This is a genomic window from Bradyrhizobium elkanii USDA 76, assembly GCF_023278185.1.
Lineage (GTDB): Bacteria > Pseudomonadota > Alphaproteobacteria > Rhizobiales > Xanthobacteraceae > Bradyrhizobium > Bradyrhizobium elkanii.
Map to the genome: position 1 here is coordinate 3,212,503 of NZ_CP066356.1, position 18,103 is coordinate 3,230,605.

The following is an 18,103-nucleotide window of genomic DNA, read 5'->3' on the forward strand; positions in this document are numbered from 1 at the left end:
AGCAACGCGGCGTGGTCGCGAACATCATTCCTGTTGCACGTCATGGTGCGCCGGGCAATTGCTGGATGGCGGCGATCGATCCGATCAAGAGGAGACCGCGTAATGAGAATTGTCGGATGCCGTCCTGTTCTGCTCGCGCTTGTCGGCTTCATCGCCTGTCTGGCCGGTCGCGACACTGCGCGCGCGCAGGTCAATGATCAGGGCGAACTTTCCATCGAACTCATCGATGCCCGCGTGCTGCGTATCTGTGCCGATCCCCGCAACCTGCCGTTCTCGAACGACAAGGGCGAGGGGTTTGAGAACAAGATCGGCGAACTGCTGGCCGGGAAACTGCAAAAGAAGCTCGACTACATGTTCTTTCCGCAGGCGACCGGCTTCGTGCGGATGACGCTCGGCGCGCATCGCTGCGACGTGATCATGGGCTTTCCGCAAGGCGATGACCTCGCGCAGGGCACCAATCCCTATTACCGCACAGCCTATGCGATCGTCGCCAAGCCGGGCAGTGGGCTCGATGAGGTCACGACGCTCGAGGACGAGCGGCTGAAGGGCAAGCATATCGGCATCGTGGCGGGAACGCCGCCCGCGACCAACATGGCCATCAACGGCCTGATGACCAATGCGAAGCCTTATCCGCTGATGATCGATACGCGCTACGATTCATCGGCCGAGGCGATGATGAACGATCTCGCCAAGGGTGAGATCGACGCCGGCATCCTGTGGGGGCCGATGGCGGGCTTTTACGCCAAGAAGGCCAACCCGCCGCTGCACATCACGCCGCTGGTCAAGGAGACCACGGGACCGAAGCTGGTCTATCGCATCGGTATGGGTGTGCGGGCATCCGACCAGAACTGGAAGCGCCAGCTCAATCGCCTGATCCAGGAGAACCAGCCCGAGATCAACAAGATCCTGCTCGACTACGGCGTCCCGCTGCTCGACGAGAACGACCGTCCAATCGGGCCGGAGACCGCGACCAAATCACCATGACCAAATCACCATGATCAGGCTCGCGGCCGTGCTTGCGGTGATGTTCGTCGCCGCTTCGTCTGTCCGCGCGCAGGACCCACCCGCAGAGCCGGAGGGCTATCGCACCGAGGACTACCGCGCGCCGGTGCCGGTGACGCTTGCCGGCGCACGGGTGCTCACGACCGCGGAAGCGGAAGCGATCTGGCGCGACAAGTCCGCCGGCTTCGTCGACGTGCTGCCGCGCGCGCCGAAGCCAAACCTGCCCGCCGGCACGGTGTGGCGCGAACGGCCGCACCTCAACATTCCCGGCAGCATCTGGCTGCCCGACACCGGCTACGGCAAGCTCGCTGCGCCCACGGAGGATTATCTGCGACGCGGGCTCGTCCGCGCCTCAGGCGGCGAGGCGACCAGATTGCTCGTGATCTACTGCCAGGAGAATTGCTGGATGTCGTGGAACGCCGCCAAGCGCGTGCTGTCCTACGGCTACCGCAACGTGGCCTGGTATCCGGAGGGAACCGACGGCTGGGAGCGTGCCAAATTGCCGCTGGCGGATGCCGAGCCCGAGCCGCGCGAGGGAGAGCAATGAGCCCGCCCCCAACGCGCCACCCGAGCGTTACTTCTGCTTGTCGAGCTTGTTGATGGTCTTGCCGCCGTCGCTGTCCGTTGTGGTGAACGAGACCTTATCACCGGCGTGGAAGGCCTCCAGCGATTGTCCCTTGGGTACCTTGTATTCCTGAATCGAGCCGCCGGACGCGCCCACCGTGCCGCTTTGCGTCTGCTGGATCGAGATGGTTCCACTCAGTCGGTCAATCTTGGTGACCATTCCCGACATGGATTGCTGGGCCAAAGCCGCTGAGGTGACCAGGCTCGCGGCGGCAAGGCTGGTCATGACGATCTTGGCTGCTTTCATGGAGGTCTCCCAACTTCAGATATAGTTGGAGACAACGAGCGGGCAACGCAGTTTGTTCCGGATCGGCGTGGCCCAACAGATTGTTACCCAACAGACCGTCAAGGCGGCGCGTTAACGATCCCGGGGCGATCGGTCGCAGGCCTCAATCGAGCTCCTGCTGGATGGTCCGGCCGAGCGCGAACAGGCGCTGATCGATGGCGGTCGGCACCTCGCAGACGAATTTCACCACGCGCCCGCGGTCCTCGAAAATGCGGGTCTCCCAGACCAGTTGGTTGCCGAGCTCGTCGACCTTGGCCTGGTCCGGCGGTGTCGCGTCCTGCAGCGCTTGCAGCTTGAGCGTGTCGTCGCGGATCTTCTCCGCGGCCTCGCGCTGCTTGCGCATCACGCGCTCGAGCCCGTTCATCACCGAGGCGCGCTGTCCGTTTAGCGTATCGAACAGGCCCGCGAACAGCAGCTTTCCCGCATTGGCCTTGTCGGCCGCGGCAGCTGACAGGAATTCGGTGATCTCCTTCTGCGCCTCCTCCAGCGGGACGCGGCGCGCCGCGAGCTTGATCGCGAGTGCGCTGACTTTCGCGTCGTCCTTCCACTTGGTCTCGGCGTCGCCGAGCGGCGGCCCGGCCCAGACCGCGGCGAGCGAGATCTCGGGCACCTTGGCCTGTTGGCAGGGCCAGTCCGGATAGCGCGGGTCGGCAGCTGATGCGACCTGGTTCGACAGAACCATCGCGAGCAGCGCGCCCAGCCCTGTTCGCCAGCCTGTCATGCCTCGCCTCCGCCGGGTCCGCGGCGCACCAGGCCGCGCGATGGATCGTAAGCCAGGATCGCGCCGATCATGAAGACGACCGTGCAGCCGCCGACCACCGCGAGCGAAATCCAGTTCATCTTGCCATACAGCGCAAACCGGATCAGCTCCACCGCATGCGTGAACGGATTGCACTGGCAGATATAATACAGCATCGGGCTGCCTTCCTGCACGCGCCACAGCGGGTAGAGGGCCGACGATGCGAAGAACATCGGGAAGATCACAAAGTTCATCACGCCAGCGAAATTTTCCAGCTGCTTGATGCTGGCCGAGATCAGCATGCCGAGCGCGCCGAGCATAAGGCCCGACAGCACCAGCGCCGGAAGCACGGTGAGGTAGCCGATCGTCGGCGGCGCGATGTCCCAGAACCATGCGATGACAAGGAAGGCATAGACCTGCAGCAGCGACACGGCCGTGCCCGCGAGCAGCTTGCAGAACAGGAGATAGCCGCGTGGCAGCGGGCTGACCAGCAGCGTGCGCATGTTGCCCATCTCGCGGTCGTAGACCATCGACAGCGAGGATTGCATGCCGTTGAAGAGCTGGATCATCGCCATCAGCCCGGGCGCGATGTAGACCTCGTAGAGGATGTAGGTCTCGTAGGGCGGGATGATCGAGATGCCGAGCACCTGCCGGAAGCCGGCCGCGAAGATGAACAGCCAGACCAGCGGCCTGACCAGCGCCGACACGAAGCGCTCGCGCTGATGCAGGAAGCGCAGCGCCTCGCGCCACACGATGCCGTTCAGGCAGACGATGTATTCCGACAGCGAGAAGCCGCTTCGCTCAGCCGTAACCGTCGTGCTGGTCATGACGGCGGTCTCCCCGCGAGTGTTGCCGTTCCGGTCAGCCGCATGAACGCGGTGTTGACGTCCTGGGCGCCTGCGTCCGCGATCACGCGCGACACCGGGCCGTGCGCCAGCATTCGGCCCTGATGCAGCACGACGAGGTCGTCGTTTGGCATGATTTCGTCGAACAGATGCGTCGCCCAGAGCACGCCGATGCCCTGTTCGGTGACGAGCTGCCGGACATGGTCGAGGATGTCGGCGCGCGCCTTGACGTCGAGCCCGACCGTGGCCTCGTCGAGCAGCAGCAGCCGGGGCCGGTGCAGTAGCGCGCGGGCGATCTCAAGCCTTCGCATCTGGCCGCCCGAGAGATCGCGCACCTTGCTGGCGGCGCGGTCGGCAAGCCCGATGCGGCCAAGCACCTCGGCACTGCGCAGCCGCGCCTCGCGCCGCGAGATGCCGTGCAGCGCGGCGTGATACAGCAGGTTCTGCGTCAGCGAGAGGTCGAGGTCGAGCGTTCGCGGCTGGAACACGACGCCCATCAGCCGCAGCGCTTCACCAGGCGTCCGGCTGATGTCGTGGCCAAAGATCTTGATCTGGCCGTTCTGGATGCCGAACAGCCGCGTCACCAGCGAGAACAGCGTGCTCTTGCCGGCGCCATTGAGGCCCAGCAGCGCGGTGAAGCTCGCAGGCTGAACCGTGAAACTGACATCGATCAGGGCGCGGCGCGGGCCGTAGCTATGGCTGACATTGCCGATCGACAGCGCCGGTTGCACGGCCGCGGCTGTTCCAGGGCCTGCATCCGGCGAGGGCTGGCTCGCGATATGGGCGTCGGTTGCGGTCATGGCTGCGCGATCGTGATCCCCCAGGGCAGTTCGCCGACCTGAATGGTCTTGATCACCTTCTGGGATGCAACGTCGATCACCGAGACGTCGTTCGAGACGCCGTTGGTGACCAGCAAATATTTTTCGTCCGGGGTGAAATCCATGTGCCAGACCCGCTGGCCGACCAGGAGATATTTGAGGACCTTGTGGGTCACACCGTCGACGACCGCGACGCGGTTGGCGGGGCCGAGCGCAATGAATGCAGTCTTGCCGTCCTTGGTCATGCCGATGCCGACGGGCTGGATCGCCTCGTTGCGCAGGCCCGGAATTTCGAAGGTGATCTTGCCGGTCACCTCGCGCTTGACCGGATCGACGATCGACACCGTGCCGCCGATCTCGGAGGAGACCCACAGTTCGGAGCCGTCGCGCTTGAACTGGGCGAAGCGCGGCCGCGAATCGACCAGCACATTGGCGACGATCTGGCGCGTCGACGTGTCGATGAAATGCGCCATGTTGGTCGTCTCGGACGTGTTGATCAGGATCTTGCCGTCCGGGCTGATCGTCATCCCCTCGGGTTCGACGCCGACCTGGATGTCGCCGATCCGGGCGCGCTTTTCGAGATCGATCACGGTCACGGTGTTGTCGTTCTCGTTGGCGACATACATGGTCTTGCCGGCGGCATCCTGGGTGAACAATTCAGGATCGGGACCGGAGGGCAGGGTGTCGACGATCTCCTGGGTCTTGGTGTCGATCACCTGGATCGTGTCGTCGTCGCCGACCGCGACCATCACGAATTTGCCGTCGCGCGAGAACTCGATGCCGCGCGGCCGCTGGCCGACCTTGATGGTTTTGGTCACCGTCCAGCTGTTGGTGTCGATCACCGTGACGGTGTTGCCCTTCTCGTTGGAGACGTAGGCAACGAAGGCGGACGCCGGTGCCGCGGCAAGCCAAACGAGCATCCCGGTCAACAGACAGCGGCGCCACATGCGTTTCATCTCCCTCACTGCAGCTTGCACTTCGTTTCAGGCCGGTCAACTCCGAGCGTGTCGAGTTCGGAGACCTGATGCAGGAAACCTTCCTGCGGCGAGACCGAGACCACCATACGACCATCGGCCAGCAGGATCGGCTGGCGGAGCTGCAGATTCCAGTCTCGCAGGGTCAAGCGCGTGCCCTTGAAAGCGGCAATCGAGAAATCCTTGCCCTTGAGGAAGGCGATGACCTTCCTGGGATCTCCTGAATTGGTGCGCGATGTGGCTTCGCCGATCATGCGCGCGGCGGTCCAGGCCTGCATGTCGAGCGCCGTCATGCGGCGCATGTTCAGCTTGACGAAGCGGTTCTGAATCTGGACCGCGCCCCATTGGTCATGTGCCGCGTCCCAGCTGGTCGGCACGAGGCCCGCCGAGCCCGCCACCGGCCGCGGGTCCCAGGTACGGTACGGCAGGTAGTTCGCGAACACCTCGCTCTCGTCGGCCGCGACCAGCACGTCGTAGGCCGGCGCCTGCTGCGTGAACACCGGCATCTGGCGCTGGATCAAGGTCACGCCGCTGTCGGTGCGGCGCGCGCCGCCGGTGTCCTCGAATGTCCGTTCCTGGACGATCTTGGCGCCGAAACGGGTGGCGGCGCGGCGCAGCGCGTCGGCGTAAAGCTTGTCCTGATCATGCGAGCCGACCACCAGCAGCCAGCGCTTCCACTGCTTCCACACCAGATACTGGCCAAGCGCGTCCGCCAGCATCGAGCGGGTCGGTGCGATGTGGATGACATTGGCGCGGCAGTCCTGCTCGCGCAGCCGGTCGTCGATTGCGCCCGCGTTCAGCAGCACGGTGCCGCGGTCGCGCAGCGCGTCGGCGACCTTGAGCAGGGCATCGGCCGGCAGGTCGGTGATGATATAGTCGTTGCGGCCGGCGAGATCGGTCGCGACCTTGGCGACATCGTCGCTGTCCTTGACCTTGACCTCGTCGAGCACGAAGCGCTGGTTAAGGAATTTCCCGGTCGTGTTGTTGTCCTCGATCGCGAGGCGCGCGCCGGCGATGCCGTCATTGTCGGCGGGCTGCTCGATCAGCGAGAGCGTCGATTTGACGCCGGAAAGGCCGAGATAGCCGATATGAACCTCGACGGGATCAGCCGCCAGCGCGCCGGTCGCCACCATGCTGAGCGCGATCGTGCCGATCAGCCATCGCAACATAACTCCTCCCGCAGTCTTTTTTCACTCGGCATGGCCTTTCGGAAATCCGGCTTCCATGCTGTTGACTTGCAAGATGCCGGAATTGGCCTAGCTTGCAACCCCGCTTTTTGTCGTTGCGACGTTACAAATTCGATTGGTTCACAATCATGAGATCGGCGCTTGGCCTCGTCATATCTTTGCTAGTGATGTCTGCGGCGGCACGCGCCGAACCGCCCAAGCTCGCGGTGTTCGACCTCGAGATGATCGACACCAGCCTGCAGGGGGAGATGAGCGGGCCGCGCGCTGATGAGCAGGCGCGGCTGCTCCGGGCCGGCGACCAGGTGCGCAAGGAGCTCGCGGACTCAGGCAAGTTCCGCGTGCTCGACATCGCCCCGGTCAATGCTGCGGCGCATGGCAGCAATCTTCAGGCCTGTGGCGGCTGCGATGTGAAGCTGGCCGGCGAGTTGGGCGCTGATCTCGTGATGACGGGCGTGGTGCAGAAGGTCTCCAACCTCATCCTCAACATCAATCTCTATCTGCGCGACGTGCATAGCGGCCAATTGCTGGCAGCGGCGAGCGCCGACATGCGCGGCAATACCGACGAATCCTGGTCGCGCGCCGCCGACTACCTCGTGCGCAACCGCCTGCTCGCGCCGAATTACGGCGCGCCGCAGGCACGATGAGCGACGGGTGCTTGGACGATTTCGGAATATTAGAAGAATAGTCCTGAGTTGCCCGATGTGTCAAGTCGTCTGGTCGAACGTTGGCTGGTCGAGCGCCGCCGCCGGCTACTGTGCATGGGGTTGTTTTCGACATTTTGGTATCGCGCCGCCTCGGCGCGGCAAGCATCACGCCTTCAGCCGCGCTGCGTGCCACCGCAGGTGATCGGCCATGAAGGTCGAGATGAAGTAATAGCTGTGGTCGTAGCCCGGCTGACGCCGCAGGGTGAGGGGGATGTTGGCCTTCTCGCACGCGACCTTCAGGAGTTCGGGCCGCAGCTGATCGGTGAGAAATCCGTCGGCATCGCCGTAATCGACCAGCAGATCGGAGAAGCGGGCACCGTCCTCGATCAGGGCAACGGCGTCGTGCTTGCGCCACGCCTGCTTGTTGCTGCCGAGATAGCCGCCGAGCGCCTTGTTGCCCCACGGCACCTGCGACGGCGCCACGATCGGCGCAAACGCGCTGGCCGCCCGATAACGATCGGGATAGCGCAGCGCCACCGTCAGCGCGCCATGGCCGCCCATGGAGTGACCGAGGATCGACTGCCGCGTCGTGTCGACCGGGAATTGTTCGGCGATCAGCTTTGGCAGTTCCTCGGTGACGTAGCTCCACATCCGGTAATTGGTCGCGAACGGCGGCTCCGTCGCGTCGACATAGAAGCCCGCGCCGAGCCCGAAATCGTATGAATTGGCGGGATCGCCGGGGACGCCTTCGCCGCGCGGGCTGGTGTCGGGTGCGACGAAGATCAGGCCGAGCTCGGCGCATGCCTGGCGGAATTCGCCCTTCTCGGTGACGTTGGCGTGGGTGCAAGTCAGGCCCGACAGATAGGTGACGACGGGCAGCCTGGTGCCGGCCGCATGCTCAGGGACGAACACCGAGAAGGTCATGTCGGTCTTGGTCTCGCGGCTTGGATGCCGATAGACGCCTTGCGTGCCGCCATGCGACTTGTTCTGGGAAACCGTCTGCATTGTCGTATTCCTCTTGGTTGGAGCGCTGCGTCAGGCGACGCCGCTCTCGATCGCCAGCCGCACCAGCTCTGCCGACGTGCGCACGCCAAGCTTCTGGCGCATGATCGATGACGTGTTTGCGACCGTCTTGTATGACGAATGCACCAGCCAGGCGATCTCCGACAGGCTCTTGCCGGAACTGAGCAGGCGCAGGATCTCCATCTCGCGCGAAGTGAGCTTGGAGAGCGGATTTTGCGCAAAGCCCGGCCGCGCGAACGCCACGTTGCGCGCGATCGCCGGCGGCAGATAGACGCCGCCATTGCCGACCTCGCGCACCGCTTCCACCAGATCGTTGGGATCGCCGGTCTTCGAAACGTAGCCCTTGGCGCCGATGTCGATGGCGCGCGCGGCGAACACCGGGTCGTCGTTCATGCTGAACATGATGAGGCGCGCAGATACATCATGCGTCAGGATGCGGCGCGCCAGCTCGAAGCCGGAGACCGTCGGCAGGTTGATGTCGATCACGCAGAGATCGGGCTTCTCCGCGACGAACGCCCGTTCGCCGCTTTCGGCATCCGCCGCTTCCAGCAGCGTGATCTCGGGATCGTCGGCGAACACGGTGCGGCAACCGGAGGCAACGATGGGATGATCGTCAACGATCAGAATGCGCATGGCGTTGTTGTTCCGGCGACCTGCTTCGATTCACTCGTCATCACATCGGTTTGCGCGAAGGACAGGTCGGTTCCGACCGGTTGTGCACCTCGTGCGAGATTGCGATAGGGTGCGATTAGATAGCCGGGCAAATTTGGCTGTCAACGATCCTCTCGGAGGAGGGATCGCGGTCGGGGGCAACGTCATGTGGCAAAAGCTATCCTTGCGCGCGCGGATCAACCTGCTGCTGGCGCTGATCCTGGCGCTTGGCCTCGGCATCAATATTGCGCGGCTCGTGCTGGAAGCGGGGCCGCGTGTCCAGGCCGAGGACCAGAGCGTGATCCGCCTGGCGCGCGAGTTCGTTGCGACGATTGTGGCCGGTCTCGACGAGGCGCCGGATCCCGATGCGCGGCTCGATCAGATCGTTCAGGACCTGAGCCGGCTGCGTCATGTCAGCATCACGCGGCAGGATGGCGCGACCGCAAAATCTCCTGATCGCCCCGAGGACGCCGGCGAGCCGCGCGCTCCGCCGCAGTGGTTCGTCGCGCTGGTTCATCCCGAGCAGACCTCGGTGCGGGTGCCGATCTCGGTGCACGGCAAGCCGCAATCGCTGGTCATCACCTCGCATCCCGACGACGAAATCGCCGAGATCTGGGACGGCATCGTCACCCAGCTCGAGGTCGGCTCCGCGATCGCGGTCGCGCTGCTTCTGGTCACCATGCTGGTGGTCGGCCGCGCGCTGGCGCCGCTGGAGGCATTGTCGCAGGCCATGACCGGCATCGAGGCCGGGGACTACGATGCACGCGTCGAGCCCGGCGGTTCGCCGGAATTGGCCGCGATCTGTGCCAAACTGAACCATTTGGCAGCGACTCTTGGCGACGCCGTGGAGGGCAAGCGGCAGCTCGCCGAGCGTGCGGTCTCGCTGCAGGATTCCGAGCGCAAGGAGATCGCGCGCGAATTGCACGACGAGTTCGGGCCCTATCTGTTTGCCCTGCGCGCGCATGCCGGCGCGCTGACCCGGCTGTCGGAAGTCGAAAGGCCGGACCCTGCGGCATTGCGCAAGCACGGCAACGCCATCCTCGAGCAGGTCAACGCGCTCCAGCAGTTCACGCGCCGGATTCTGGAGCGATTGCGGCCGGTCGGACTGGCCGAGCTCGGGCTTACGGAAGCGCTCGGCGCGCTGGTGCGGCTATGGAGCGAAACCCACCCGGAGGTGGAGATCGAGAGCCGCATTTCGGCGGCGCTCGGCGATACCGGCGAGATGGCCGACCTCACGATCTACCGCATCGTCCAGGAAGCGCTCACCAACGTGTTCCGCCATGCCGGTGCGACGGCGGTCGATATCACGATCGAACCGGCGGAACGGCAGGCAGGACTACGCGGCAGCCGCGACTGCGCGCTGGTGCGGGTTCGCGACAATGGCCGCGGCCTGCTGAGCGATCACAGGCTTGGTCGCGGTTTAACCGGGATGCGGGAGCGGATCCTCGCGCTCGGCGGTACGCTTAGCATCAATTCCAGCGATGATGGCGTGACGGTCGAGGCGCTCGTGCCAAAGGCCCCACGGTCCTAGACGATTGGCTGTCGCCAGTATTTGAAAGCCGCCCAAGCCAGCGCCAGCGCACCGGCGATCCAGAGCACGACGATCGCGATCATTCCCGCCCGGCTGGTCGGACGCTGCGAGACGGCGCTGGCCTTGGCTCGGCATTCCATCATCACCTCGTCCGGCACGAGCGAGATCGCAAGCCAGATGCCGAGCGGCAGCAGGATCAGATCGTCGAGATAGCCGATCACCGGAATGAAATCCGGGATCAGGTCGATGGGAGACAGTGCGTAGGCAGCGACGGCGACCGCAAGGGCCTTGGCATACCAGGGCACCCGCGGATCACGCGATGCGAGATACAGCGCAACGCTGTCCCGCTTGAGGTTGCGCGCCCAAACCTTGATCGAGGACAGCTTGGTTGAGGACAACTTGATTGAGGAAAGTCTGTTGGCGGACGGCATGGCGCAACGCCTGCACGTCGGATGGAACTGCTATTCCAGCACCACATCGGCCGGCATACCGCCGTGCAGGCCCTTGTGGACGGAGGAGGGCGCGATGCCGAAATACTTCCGGAAGACGCGGCTGAAATGCGATGAGCTCGAGAAGCCCCAGGAGAACGCGACGTCCGTGATGGTCTTGCCGTTCTGGGACTCCAGCTCCTGCCGGCAATTCTGCAGCCGGGCCTTCCAGATGTAGTCGCTGACCGTCATGCCGCGATCGCTGAACAGCATGTGCAGATAGCGCTTCGAACAGCCGAGCGCCGCCGAAATGCGATCGATGCAGAGATCGGGATCGCGCAGATGCTCGCGAATGAAGCCCTGGGCCCGCACATAGGTGGCCTCGGCGCTGCCGCGGTCGAACATGGCGCCGGTCTCGCGCAGCGGCAGCAGCAGCAGGTCGATCAGCGCATCGGCCACGCCGACGGCATTGACCGGGGTCAGCGTCGGTGCCTCGCCGAAGGCGGCATGGACGAAATCATAGGCGATGCGGCCGGTGCCGTTGCGCGCCGACAGCTTGCACGGCGCCATCTTGGAGAGCTGGAAGCCGCGCTCCTTGAGAAGATCCTTTGGAACGATGACGACCTCGTGCCGCGTCAGCGACGGGCTGATGATGGTGTGCGGACACGACACGTCGTAGGCGAAGCAGTCGCCCGGCATGATGTCGAAGTGCAGGCCGTCCTGCTCGAAATGCGAGACGCCGTGGGTCTGGAACACGATCTTGATGTAGGGATGCTCGCTCAGCTTGATGCGCGAGATGGTGTGCGCGATCCGGTGCTGGCTTGCCTCGATCTGGCACAGCTTCAAGCGCGATACCGTCGTGAAATTAACCCGGGCTTCGAGCGACGATCCTTCCAGCGCATCGACATCGAACTGGCCGCAAAGGTCAGTGAGCGCATCCGACCAGCGCTGGATCTGCCGCTTGGGCGTCAATCCGTTCGTGCTGAGAGAATGGACTGTATCGGACATCTTTCCAGCCACCGATTCGATCCCCAACGTGACTGCTCACCGAGCTTAAGTCTGGCCCGGGATGATGCGCCTTCTCCCTGATTCTGAATAGCTTAGGGAGGCGGCGGGATTTCTTCCCGGTTAATGTCGGGTGATCCTCCGACTTAGTTCTGGGCTCGTCAAGCGCAACCTTAGCACGCGTCAATCTGGCATCCGGATCGCGCCGGCTGCGATTGATGCCCTGCAACATGAAGCAAGCTTTCCAGCCAATTCAGGGCCGGGCGACAAAAATCTGACGAAGCTTCGCTTTTGAGCAAACGGCTCTTCTCTATTGGGCAAGCCAGCGTGTTTCGAGAGGACTACGACTGGGGCACCAAAATGGAAGAAGTGGGGCCGTTTCGGCGGAAACCCTTGAGCTCTTGAACCTGGGAGGAAATCCACGATGCGCAAGATGCTTTACGCGACCGGTCTTGGGGCAATGGCGGTATTTGCCGTCGGAGCTGCCAACGCCAATGACGAACTCCACAAAATGTCGCAGAACCCGAAGGACTGGGTGATGCCGGCTGGAGACTACGCCAATCAGCGTTACTCCAAGCTGAATCAGATCAACGCCTCGAACGTCGGAAAGTTGCAGGTCGCCTGGACGTTTTCGACCGGCGTGCTGCGCGGCCACGAGGGCGGCCCGCTGATCATCGGCAACATCATGTACGTCCACACCCCGTTCCCAAACAAGGTCTATGCTCTTGACCTTTCGCAGGACAACAAGATCGTCTGGAAGTACGAACCGAAGCAGGATCCGAACGTCATTCCGGTGATGTGCTGCGACACCGTCAACCGCGGCGTTGCCTATGGCGACGGCAAGATCTTCCTGCACCAGGCCGACACCACGCTGGTGGCGCTCGATGCCAAGACCGGCAAGGTGGAATGGACGGTGAAGAACGGCGATCCCAGCAAGGGCTCGACCGGCACCTCCGCGCCGCTGGTGGTCAAGGACAAGGTGCTGCTCGGCATTTCCGGCGGCGAGTTCGGCGTCCAGGCTCATGTGACCGCCTACGACATCAAGACCGGCAAGCAGGTCTGGCGCGGCTACTCGGAAGGTCCGGATGACCAGCTTCTGGTCGACGACAAGACCACCGAGCTTGGCAAGCCGATCGGCAAGGATTCGAGCCTGAAGACCTGGCAGGGCGATCAGTGGAAGATCGGCGGCGGCGCGACCTGGGGCTGGATCTCCTACGATCCCGAACTGAACCTCGTCTATTACGGGTCGGGCAATCCCTCGACCTGGAATCCGAAGCAGCGTCCGGGCGACAACAAGTGGTCGATGACGATCTGGGCACGCAACCCGGATACCGGCGTCGCCAAGTGGGTCTACCAGATGACGCCCCATGACGAATGGGACTATGACGGCGTCAACGAGATGATCCTCTCGGATCAGACGATCGACGGCAAGGCGCGCAAGCTGCTGACCCACTTCGACCGTAACGGCCTCGGCTACACCCTCGATCGCGCCACCGGCGAACTGCTGGTCGCCGAGAAGTACGATCCGAAGGTGAACTGGACCTCCGGCGTCGACATGAAGAAGGACTCGCCGACCTATGGTCGTCCGAAGGTTCTTGATGCCGCGTCGACCGACAAGGCCGGTGAGGACGTCAACGTGAAGGGCATCTGCCCGGCAGCGCTCGGCTCGAAGGACGAGCAGCCGGCAGCCTACTCGCCGGATACGCAGCTGTTCTACGTGCCGACCAACCACGTCTGCATGGACTACGAGCCGTTCAAGGTGAGCTACACCGCAGGTCAGCCCTATGTCGGCGCGACGCTGTCGATGTATCCGCCTCCCGGTGAGACCAACATGGGCAACTTCATCGCCTGGGACGGCAAGACCGGCAAGATCGTGTGGTCGAACAAGGAGCAGTTCTCGGTCTGGTCGGGTGCGCTCGCGACCGCCGGCGGCGTGGTGTTCTACGGCACGCTGGAAGGCTACCTGAAGGCTGTCGACGCCAAGACGGGCAAGGAGCTCTACAAGTTCAAGACCCCGTCCGGCATCATCGGCAACGTCACCACCTATGAGCATGCCGGCAAGCAGTACGTCGCCATTCTGTCGGGTGTTGGCGGTTGGGCAGGCATCGGTCTCGCGGCCGGTCTGACTGATCCGACGGCCGGTCTTGGTGCAGTTGGCGGCTATGCCGCGCTGAGCAACTACACCGCGCTCGGTGGAACGCTCACCGTGTTCTCGCTGCCGCAGCAGTGAGCTGAGCAACCTCGTTCCGGCGCATGGGCGATCTCCATGCGCCGGTCCGTCTTCAATCTGCACGCGAGGATATGCTTTTGCGTAAGATCTGGTTTGTGAGTGCTGCGATCTTTGTCGTGGCAATGGGTGGAGTTGCCTCCGCCGAGGACGCTGGCGACCCGACCGCCGTCAAGTCCGAGGACGGCAAGTATCTCGACAAGGATGGAAACCCGACGTTCAAGGTTACGGCCGACGGCACGACGGACTGGTACACCTACTCCGGCTACCGCCGCTATCACTCGGAGTGCCACGTTTGCCACGGTCCCGACGGAATGGGATCGACCTACGCTCCGGCGCTGGCGAATTCGCTCAAGACCATGACCTATCCGGATTTCATGGGCGTGGTCGCTAGCGGGCGCAAGAACGTCTCGACGGCGCAGGAAAACGTCATGCCGGCATTCGGCGATAACCCGAACGTTGCCTGCTACATGGACGACCTCTATGTCTACCTGCGCGCCCGCGCCAATGATGCGGTTGGGCGTGTTCGGCCGGCCAAGCATGAAGACAAGTCGGAAGCCTATGGAAAGGCGGAAGACGCCTGCATGGGTCACAACGACAAGAAGTGAGCGTGTCCGGCGCGAATGAGAAACCTGTTTGATGTTTTGTGGAGACCAAGATGAAGACCCGCGCCGCAGTCGCATTTGAAGCAAAGAAGCCGCTTGAGATCGTCGAGCTCGATCTGGAAGGCCCCAAGGCCGGCGAGGTCCTTGTCGAGATCAAGGCGACGGGCATCTGTCACACCGATGCCTACACGCTCGACGGCTTCGACAGCGAGGGCATCTTTCCCTCGATCCTCGGGCACGAAGGTGCGGGCATCGTTCGCGAGGTCGGCGCCGGCGTGACGTCGGTCAAGCCCGGCGATCATGTGATCCCGCTCTACACGCCGGAATGCCGGCAGTGCAAAAGCTGCCTGAGCCAGAAGACCAATCTCTGCACCGCGATCCGCGCCACCCAGGGCAAGGGGGTCATGCCCGACGGCACCTCGCGGTTCAGCTACAAGGGCAAGACGGTCTTCCACTATATGGGCTGCTCGACCTTCTCGAACTTCACCGTGCTGCCCGAGATCGCGGTGGCCAAGATTCGCGAGGACGCGCCGTTCGACAAGAGCTGCTACATCGGGTGCGGCGTCACCACCGGTGTCGGCGCGGTCGTCAACACCGCCAAGGTGACGCCGGGCTCCAACGTGGTCGTGTTCGGCCTCGGCGGCATCGGCCTCAACGTGATCCAGGGCGCCAAGATGGTCGGCGCCGACAAGATCATCGGCGTCGACATCAATGACTCCAAGGAGGCTTGGGGCAAACAGTTCGGCATGACGCATTTCGTCAACCCGACCAAGGTGTCGGGCGACATCGTGCAGCACCTTGTCGGGCTCACCGATGGTGGCGCCGACTACACCTTCGACTGCACCGGCAACACCAACGTGATGCGGCAGGCGCTGGAAGCCTGCCATCGCGGCTGGGGTGTCTCGGTGGTGATCGGCGTCGCGGAATCCGGCAAGGAGATTGCGACCCGGCCGTTCCAGCTCGTCACCGGACGGGTCTGGAAGGGCACCGCCTTCGGCGGCGCGCGCGGCCGCACCGACGTGCCGAAGATCGTCGACTGGTACATGGGCGGAAAGATCCAGATCGATCCGATGATCACCCACGTGCTGAAACTCGACGAGATCAACAAGGGCTTCGACCTGATGCACGAGGGAAAATCGATCCGTTCGGTCGTCGTATTCTGAAATCAAAACACCAAGCACTAGGAGGATAGGTCAATGACTGTTCATATCCACCCGTCGGTCGACAATGGCGTCAAGCAAGGCTCCGGCAGCTTTGCCGGCGGCACGCTGGTCTGCAAATGCGCGGACAAGCCGGTCAAGGTCGGCATCAAGGGCGACGTCGCCCACAACCACGCCTGCGGCTGTACCAAATGCTGGAAGCCTTCGGGCGCCACCTTCTCGGTGGTCGCGGTGGTTCCGCGCGAGAACGTCACCGTGCTGGAAAACGGCGACAAGCTGAAGATCGTCGACGCGGCTGCGGTGATCCAGCGCCATGCCTGCACCGGATGTGGCACCCATATGTACGGCCGGATCGAGAACAAGGGCCATCCGTTCTATGGCCTCGACTTCATCCATCCCGAGCTGTTCCAGGAGTCCGGCTCGGCTGCGCCCGGATTTGCCGCCTTCGTGTCGTCGGTGATCGAGTCCGGCGTCAAGCCGTCCGATATGGCCGGGATCAGGTCGCGGCTCAAGGAGCTTGGGCTCGAGCCCTATGATTGCCTGTCGCCGCCGCTGATGGACGCGATCGCCACCCACGTGGCGAAGTCCAAAGCGGCCTGACGACGGCATCGTGACAAAGGCGGCCTGACCGGCTCGCCTTGACGAGATCCTGCGCCGGCAGAGGATCTGCCGGCGAGGGATATGCTGGTAGTACCCGTGACCTTGAACCTTGCATGCCCTGCGGACGACCACAGGGCATGCATTTTATTTTCCGCCTTGCCCTCGTCCTTCCCCCGATCCTGCTGCTTTCGCCGGCCCGCGCCGCGTCGCCGGAGGACCGCTATATCGCCGCGCGTGACGCCGCGATCGCCAAATTCGCCAAGCTGTCGAACGACAACAAGATCAATGAGTCCGTCGACAAGGCAGAGGCGGCCGCGCGCGACGAGCTGAAGGAGCAGCTGACGGCTATCCTGTCCCAGCCCGCCCGGCCAGGCTTTGCTCCCGCCCAGCTCAACCTCGACACTTTATATAAGGGCGATATGGGGTTCGGTATGCTGGACGGCCTGCGCTTCGATGCCGACACCGGCAGGGACGGGGCAAAGATCGGAGAAAAGCGCCCCGACGGCAGCTTCGTCGAGCCGAAAGCCCATATCATCGTCACCACCGAGCCTCTGTTCGCGCACTGGCTGCACGAACACAAGACGTGGTGGGACAAGGGCAGCAAGAACGTGCCGCAGCAGGTCGATGCTGCGCTGAAGTTCGAGGGCCTCTACACCCAGGCGATCTCGACCGATGCCGCGGTGGTCAATTTCGACGAGCTGCCGATCGCCAAGCCGGCGTCCGTCGCCCTGGCTTACGGCTTCCTGGCCGGCCGCACCCAGGATTCGTTCCCCGACAAGGCCGACGAGGTGTTCGTGGCGGCGCTCGCCGGCGGCAAGATGTATGTCGCCTATGGCGAGATCGAGCCGGCGGTGCAAGTGCCGGCCTGCACCGCGATCCGCACCGACTACAACAAGAAGGCCGACGCAGCGGCCGAGAAGCTCGAGCGCAAGCAGATCACCAGGCAGGCCTATGACAAGCTCGGCGACCTGCGCCAGCAGGGCGAGGACGCGTTCAAGCGCTGCTTCACCGAGCGCGCGCCGCAGCAGCCGGCCTTCGCCGCGGCCATCAGGCAGGCCCAGGCGCTGCTCGAGGCGGCGATCGGCAAATAGCTCAGCGAGCTATTCCCACTCGCCGAACAGCAGACACATCCACACCACCTGCAGGATCGGCCAGGCCGCAAATGCGATACACAGCAGCCCATTGCCGAGCGGCTTGCCTTGTCGGCGCACCCGGATCAGGGAAGCGACCCCGAATGGAACGAGCAGAAGAAATGTCGGCGCGAAAATCGCGCCGTATAACATGACGAGCTCCGCTTGCGCGGCAATGCCTTCCTGCATGCTGGACTGCAGCACGTAGAAGTACATGACGAGGAGAACGGGGGCGAACAGGGCAGACGATGCTGCCGGCGAAAACCCTGGCGCGATGCCGGGCGTGCTAACCCATCGCCTGATGATGATCCATCCCGCCAAGAACATGATGATCAGCGGCAATCCCAGCTTCAATAGAACGTCCTGCGCGTTCAGGACGCTCGTCAGGTAGAGTGCCACAAGAATCTCCGTGAGCTGCGATATGCGTGCCTCGATCGCGCGATGCATGCCGATCCATCGCCGCCTCTCTTAACAAAATGACGGCGGCTGTGACGGACTTTGTCATGCCGAATTCGCGCTTTGTCGTGCAGGGTTTGTGCAGACGACGCAGAGAGGCGCCGCAAATGACGCGGCCCGGATTTGATCGGCGGGCTTGGCGCCCCTATCTTCTCCGGAAAGTTCAGC

The 18,103-nt window shown here is 63.5% G+C and carries 20 protein-coding genes; 9 read left to right on the forward strand and 11 right to left on the reverse strand.

What is annotated here, in order from left to right; all coding sequences use genetic code 11:
- Positions 1–102 precede the first annotated feature (102 nt).
- Positions 103–984, forward strand: coding sequence for a substrate-binding domain-containing protein (locus tag JEY66_RS15320; protein ID WP_018272889.1), 882 nt, complete (start codon positions 103–105; stop codon positions 982–984).
- A gap of 10 nt (positions 985–994) precedes the next feature.
- A complete protein-coding gene (locus JEY66_RS15325; protein ID WP_018272888.1) occupies positions 995–1,549 on the forward strand; it encodes a PQQ-dependent catabolism-associated CXXCW motif protein in 555 nt (184 codons plus the stop codon).
- A 27-nt stretch (positions 1,550–1,576) separates the two neighbouring features.
- Here JEY66_RS15325 and JEY66_RS15330 read toward each other — a convergent pair whose 3' ends face one another.
- The 6 genes from JEY66_RS15330 to JEY66_RS15355 form a co-directional block, all read right to left on the reverse strand.
- Complete coding sequence (locus JEY66_RS15330) at positions 1,577–1,873, reverse strand: copper-binding protein (RefSeq protein ID WP_026193095.1); 297 nt, start codon at positions 1,871–1,873, stop codon at positions 1,577–1,579.
- Between the two features lie 142 nt (positions 1,874–2,015).
- Positions 2,016–2,633, reverse strand: a complete 618-nt coding sequence (locus JEY66_RS15335) for a hypothetical protein (RefSeq protein ID WP_038379101.1) — start codon at positions 2,631–2,633, stop codon at positions 2,016–2,018.
- Positions 2,630–3,478: an ABC transporter permease gene (locus tag JEY66_RS15340; protein ID WP_018272884.1), complete on the reverse strand. Its 849-nt coding sequence runs from the start codon at positions 3,476–3,478 to the stop codon at positions 2,630–2,632. The genes JEY66_RS15335 and JEY66_RS15340 overlap by 4 nt, the downstream gene beginning before the upstream one ends.
- Positions 3,475–4,296 carry an ABC transporter ATP-binding protein gene (locus JEY66_RS15345; RefSeq protein ID WP_018272883.1) on the reverse strand — a complete coding sequence of 274 codons (822 nt, stop codon included), beginning with the start codon at positions 4,294–4,296 and terminating at the stop codon, positions 3,475–3,477. Before JEY66_RS15345 ends, JEY66_RS15340 begins: the two co-directional genes overlap by 4 nt.
- Positions 4,293–5,270 carry a YVTN family beta-propeller repeat protein gene (locus tag JEY66_RS15350; RefSeq protein WP_018272882.1) on the reverse strand — a complete coding sequence of 326 codons (978 nt, stop codon included), beginning with the start codon at positions 5,268–5,270 and terminating at the stop codon, positions 4,293–4,295. Before JEY66_RS15350 ends, JEY66_RS15345 begins: the two co-directional genes overlap by 4 nt.
- Positions 5,271–5,275: 5 nt before the next feature.
- Complete coding sequence (locus tag JEY66_RS15355; protein ID WP_018272881.1) at positions 5,276–6,457, reverse strand: ABC transporter substrate-binding protein; 1,182 nt, start codon at positions 6,455–6,457, stop codon at positions 5,276–5,278.
- Between the two features lie 185 nt (positions 6,458–6,642).
- Here JEY66_RS15355 and JEY66_RS15360 point away from each other — a divergent pair, with 185 nt between their 5' ends.
- Positions 6,643–7,119, forward strand: coding sequence for a DUF3280 domain-containing protein (locus JEY66_RS15360; RefSeq protein ID WP_018272880.1), 477 nt, complete (start codon positions 6,643–6,645; stop codon positions 7,117–7,119).
- A 165-nt stretch (positions 7,120–7,284) separates the two neighbouring features.
- Here the strand turns inward: JEY66_RS15360 and fghA are convergent, their stop codons facing one another.
- Entirely contained in the window at positions 7,285–8,124 is an 840-nt protein-coding gene (gene fghA, locus JEY66_RS15365) for an S-formylglutathione hydrolase (protein WP_018272879.1), read from the reverse strand.
- 30 nt (positions 8,125–8,154) lie between these two features.
- Positions 8,155–8,775: a response regulator transcription factor gene (locus JEY66_RS15370; RefSeq protein ID WP_018272878.1), complete on the reverse strand. Its 621-nt coding sequence runs from the start codon at positions 8,773–8,775 to the stop codon at positions 8,155–8,157.
- 184 nt (positions 8,776–8,959) lie between these two features.
- On the opposite strand from JEY66_RS15370, the gene JEY66_RS15375 reads away from it, so the two are divergent.
- Positions 8,960–10,324 carry a histidine kinase gene (locus JEY66_RS15375; RefSeq protein ID WP_018272877.1) on the forward strand — a complete coding sequence of 455 codons (1,365 nt, stop codon included), beginning with the start codon at positions 8,960–8,962 and terminating at the stop codon, positions 10,322–10,324.
- Here the strand turns inward: JEY66_RS15375 and JEY66_RS15380 are convergent.
- Complete coding sequence (locus JEY66_RS15380; RefSeq protein ID WP_018272876.1) at positions 10,321–10,755, reverse strand: YkvA family protein; 435 nt, start codon at positions 10,753–10,755, stop codon at positions 10,321–10,323. The genes JEY66_RS15375 and JEY66_RS15380 overlap by 4 nt on opposite strands.
- A gap of 30 nt (positions 10,756–10,785) precedes the next feature.
- Positions 10,786–11,760 carry a helix-turn-helix domain-containing protein gene (locus tag JEY66_RS15385; protein ID WP_016847804.1) on the reverse strand — a complete coding sequence of 325 codons (975 nt, stop codon included), beginning with the start codon at positions 11,758–11,760 and terminating at the stop codon, positions 10,786–10,788.
- Positions 11,761–12,181: 421 nt separating this feature from the next.
- Here JEY66_RS15385 and xoxF5 point away from each other — a divergent pair, with 421 nt between their 5' ends.
- From xoxF5 to JEY66_RS15410, 5 genes are all read left to right on the forward strand, one after another.
- Positions 12,182–13,987 (forward strand): lanthanide-dependent methanol dehydrogenase XoxF5, encoded by a 1,806-nt coding sequence (xoxF5, locus tag JEY66_RS15390; protein WP_018272874.1) that lies wholly within the window; start codon positions 12,182–12,184, stop codon positions 13,985–13,987.
- Between the two features lie 122 nt (positions 13,988–14,109).
- Positions 14,110–14,592: a c-type cytochrome, methanol metabolism-related gene (locus tag JEY66_RS15395; protein ID WP_038379125.1), complete on the forward strand. Its 483-nt coding sequence runs from the start codon at positions 14,110–14,112 to the stop codon at positions 14,590–14,592.
- A gap of 50 nt (positions 14,593–14,642) precedes the next feature.
- Positions 14,643–15,752: an S-(hydroxymethyl)glutathione dehydrogenase/class III alcohol dehydrogenase gene (locus JEY66_RS15400; protein ID WP_026193090.1), complete on the forward strand. Its 1,110-nt coding sequence runs from the start codon at positions 14,643–14,645 to the stop codon at positions 15,750–15,752.
- 33 nt (positions 15,753–15,785) lie between these two features.
- A complete protein-coding gene (gene gfa / locus JEY66_RS15405; protein ID WP_018272871.1) occupies positions 15,786–16,349 on the forward strand; it encodes an S-(hydroxymethyl)glutathione synthase in 564 nt (187 codons plus the stop codon).
- A 137-nt stretch (positions 16,350–16,486) separates the two neighbouring features.
- Positions 16,487–17,440 (forward strand): hypothetical protein, encoded by a 954-nt coding sequence (locus JEY66_RS15410; protein ID WP_018272870.1) that lies wholly within the window; start codon positions 16,487–16,489, stop codon positions 17,438–17,440.
- A 9-nt stretch (positions 17,441–17,449) separates the two neighbouring features.
- Here the strand turns inward: JEY66_RS15410 and JEY66_RS15415 are convergent, their stop codons facing one another.
- Positions 17,450–17,926 carry a hypothetical protein gene (locus tag JEY66_RS15415; protein WP_018272869.1) on the reverse strand — a complete coding sequence of 159 codons (477 nt, stop codon included), beginning with the start codon at positions 17,924–17,926 and terminating at the stop codon, positions 17,450–17,452.
- Between the last annotated feature and the right edge of the window lie 177 nt (positions 17,927–18,103).

What these genes read in the sequence shown, in the direction of transcription:
- JEY66_RS15320 (WP_018272889.1), top strand. Translation starts at nt 103, where the DNA reads ATGAGAATTGTCGGATGCCGTCCTGTTCTGCTCGCGCTTGTCGGCTTC.
- JEY66_RS15325 (WP_018272888.1), top strand. Translation starts at nt 995, where the DNA reads ATGATCAGGCTCGCGGCCGTGCTTGCGGTGATGTTCGTCGCCGCTTCG.
- JEY66_RS15330 (WP_026193095.1), bottom strand. Translation starts at nt 1,873, where the DNA reads ATGAAAGCAGCCAAGATCGTCATGACCAGCCTTGCCGCCGCGAGCCTG.
- JEY66_RS15335 (WP_038379101.1), bottom strand. Translation starts at nt 2,633, where the DNA reads ATGACAGGCTGGCGAACAGGGCTGGGCGCGCTGCTCGCGATGGTTCTG.
- JEY66_RS15340 (WP_018272884.1), bottom strand. Translation starts at nt 3,478, where the DNA reads ATGACCAGCACGACGGTTACGGCTGAGCGAAGCGGCTTCTCGCTGTCG.
- JEY66_RS15345 (WP_018272883.1), bottom strand. Translation starts at nt 4,296, where the DNA reads ATGACCGCAACCGACGCCCATATCGCGAGCCAGCCCTCGCCGGATGCA.
- JEY66_RS15350 (WP_018272882.1), bottom strand. Translation starts at nt 5,270, where the DNA reads ATGAAACGCATGTGGCGCCGCTGTCTGTTGACCGGGATGCTCGTTTGG.
- JEY66_RS15355 (WP_018272881.1), bottom strand. Translation starts at nt 6,457, where the DNA reads ATGTTGCGATGGCTGATCGGCACGATCGCGCTCAGCATGGTGGCGACC.
- JEY66_RS15360 (WP_018272880.1), top strand. Translation starts at nt 6,643, where the DNA reads ATGTCTGCGGCGGCACGCGCCGAACCGCCCAAGCTCGCGGTGTTCGAC.
- fghA (WP_018272879.1), bottom strand. Translation starts at nt 8,124, where the DNA reads ATGCAGACGGTTTCCCAGAACAAGTCGCATGGCGGCACGCAAGGCGTC.
- JEY66_RS15370 (WP_018272878.1), bottom strand. Translation starts at nt 8,775, where the DNA reads ATGCGCATTCTGATCGTTGACGATCATCCCATCGTTGCCTCCGGTTGC.
- JEY66_RS15375 (WP_018272877.1), top strand. Translation starts at nt 8,960, where the DNA reads ATGTGGCAAAAGCTATCCTTGCGCGCGCGGATCAACCTGCTGCTGGCG.
- JEY66_RS15380 (WP_018272876.1), bottom strand. Translation starts at nt 10,755, where the DNA reads ATGCCGTCCGCCAACAGACTTTCCTCAATCAAGTTGTCCTCAACCAAG.
- JEY66_RS15385 (WP_016847804.1), bottom strand. Translation starts at nt 11,760, where the DNA reads ATGTCCGATACAGTCCATTCTCTCAGCACGAACGGATTGACGCCCAAG.
- xoxF5 (WP_018272874.1), top strand. Translation starts at nt 12,182, where the DNA reads ATGCGCAAGATGCTTTACGCGACCGGTCTTGGGGCAATGGCGGTATTT.
- JEY66_RS15395 (WP_038379125.1), top strand. Translation starts at nt 14,110, where the DNA reads ATGGGTGGAGTTGCCTCCGCCGAGGACGCTGGCGACCCGACCGCCGTC.
- JEY66_RS15400 (WP_026193090.1), top strand. Translation starts at nt 14,643, where the DNA reads ATGAAGACCCGCGCCGCAGTCGCATTTGAAGCAAAGAAGCCGCTTGAG.
- gfa (WP_018272871.1), top strand. Translation starts at nt 15,786, where the DNA reads ATGACTGTTCATATCCACCCGTCGGTCGACAATGGCGTCAAGCAAGGC.
- JEY66_RS15410 (WP_018272870.1), top strand. Translation starts at nt 16,487, where the DNA reads ATGCATTTTATTTTCCGCCTTGCCCTCGTCCTTCCCCCGATCCTGCTG.
- JEY66_RS15415 (WP_018272869.1), bottom strand. Translation starts at nt 17,926, where the DNA reads ATGCATCGCGCGATCGAGGCACGCATATCGCAGCTCACGGAGATTCTT.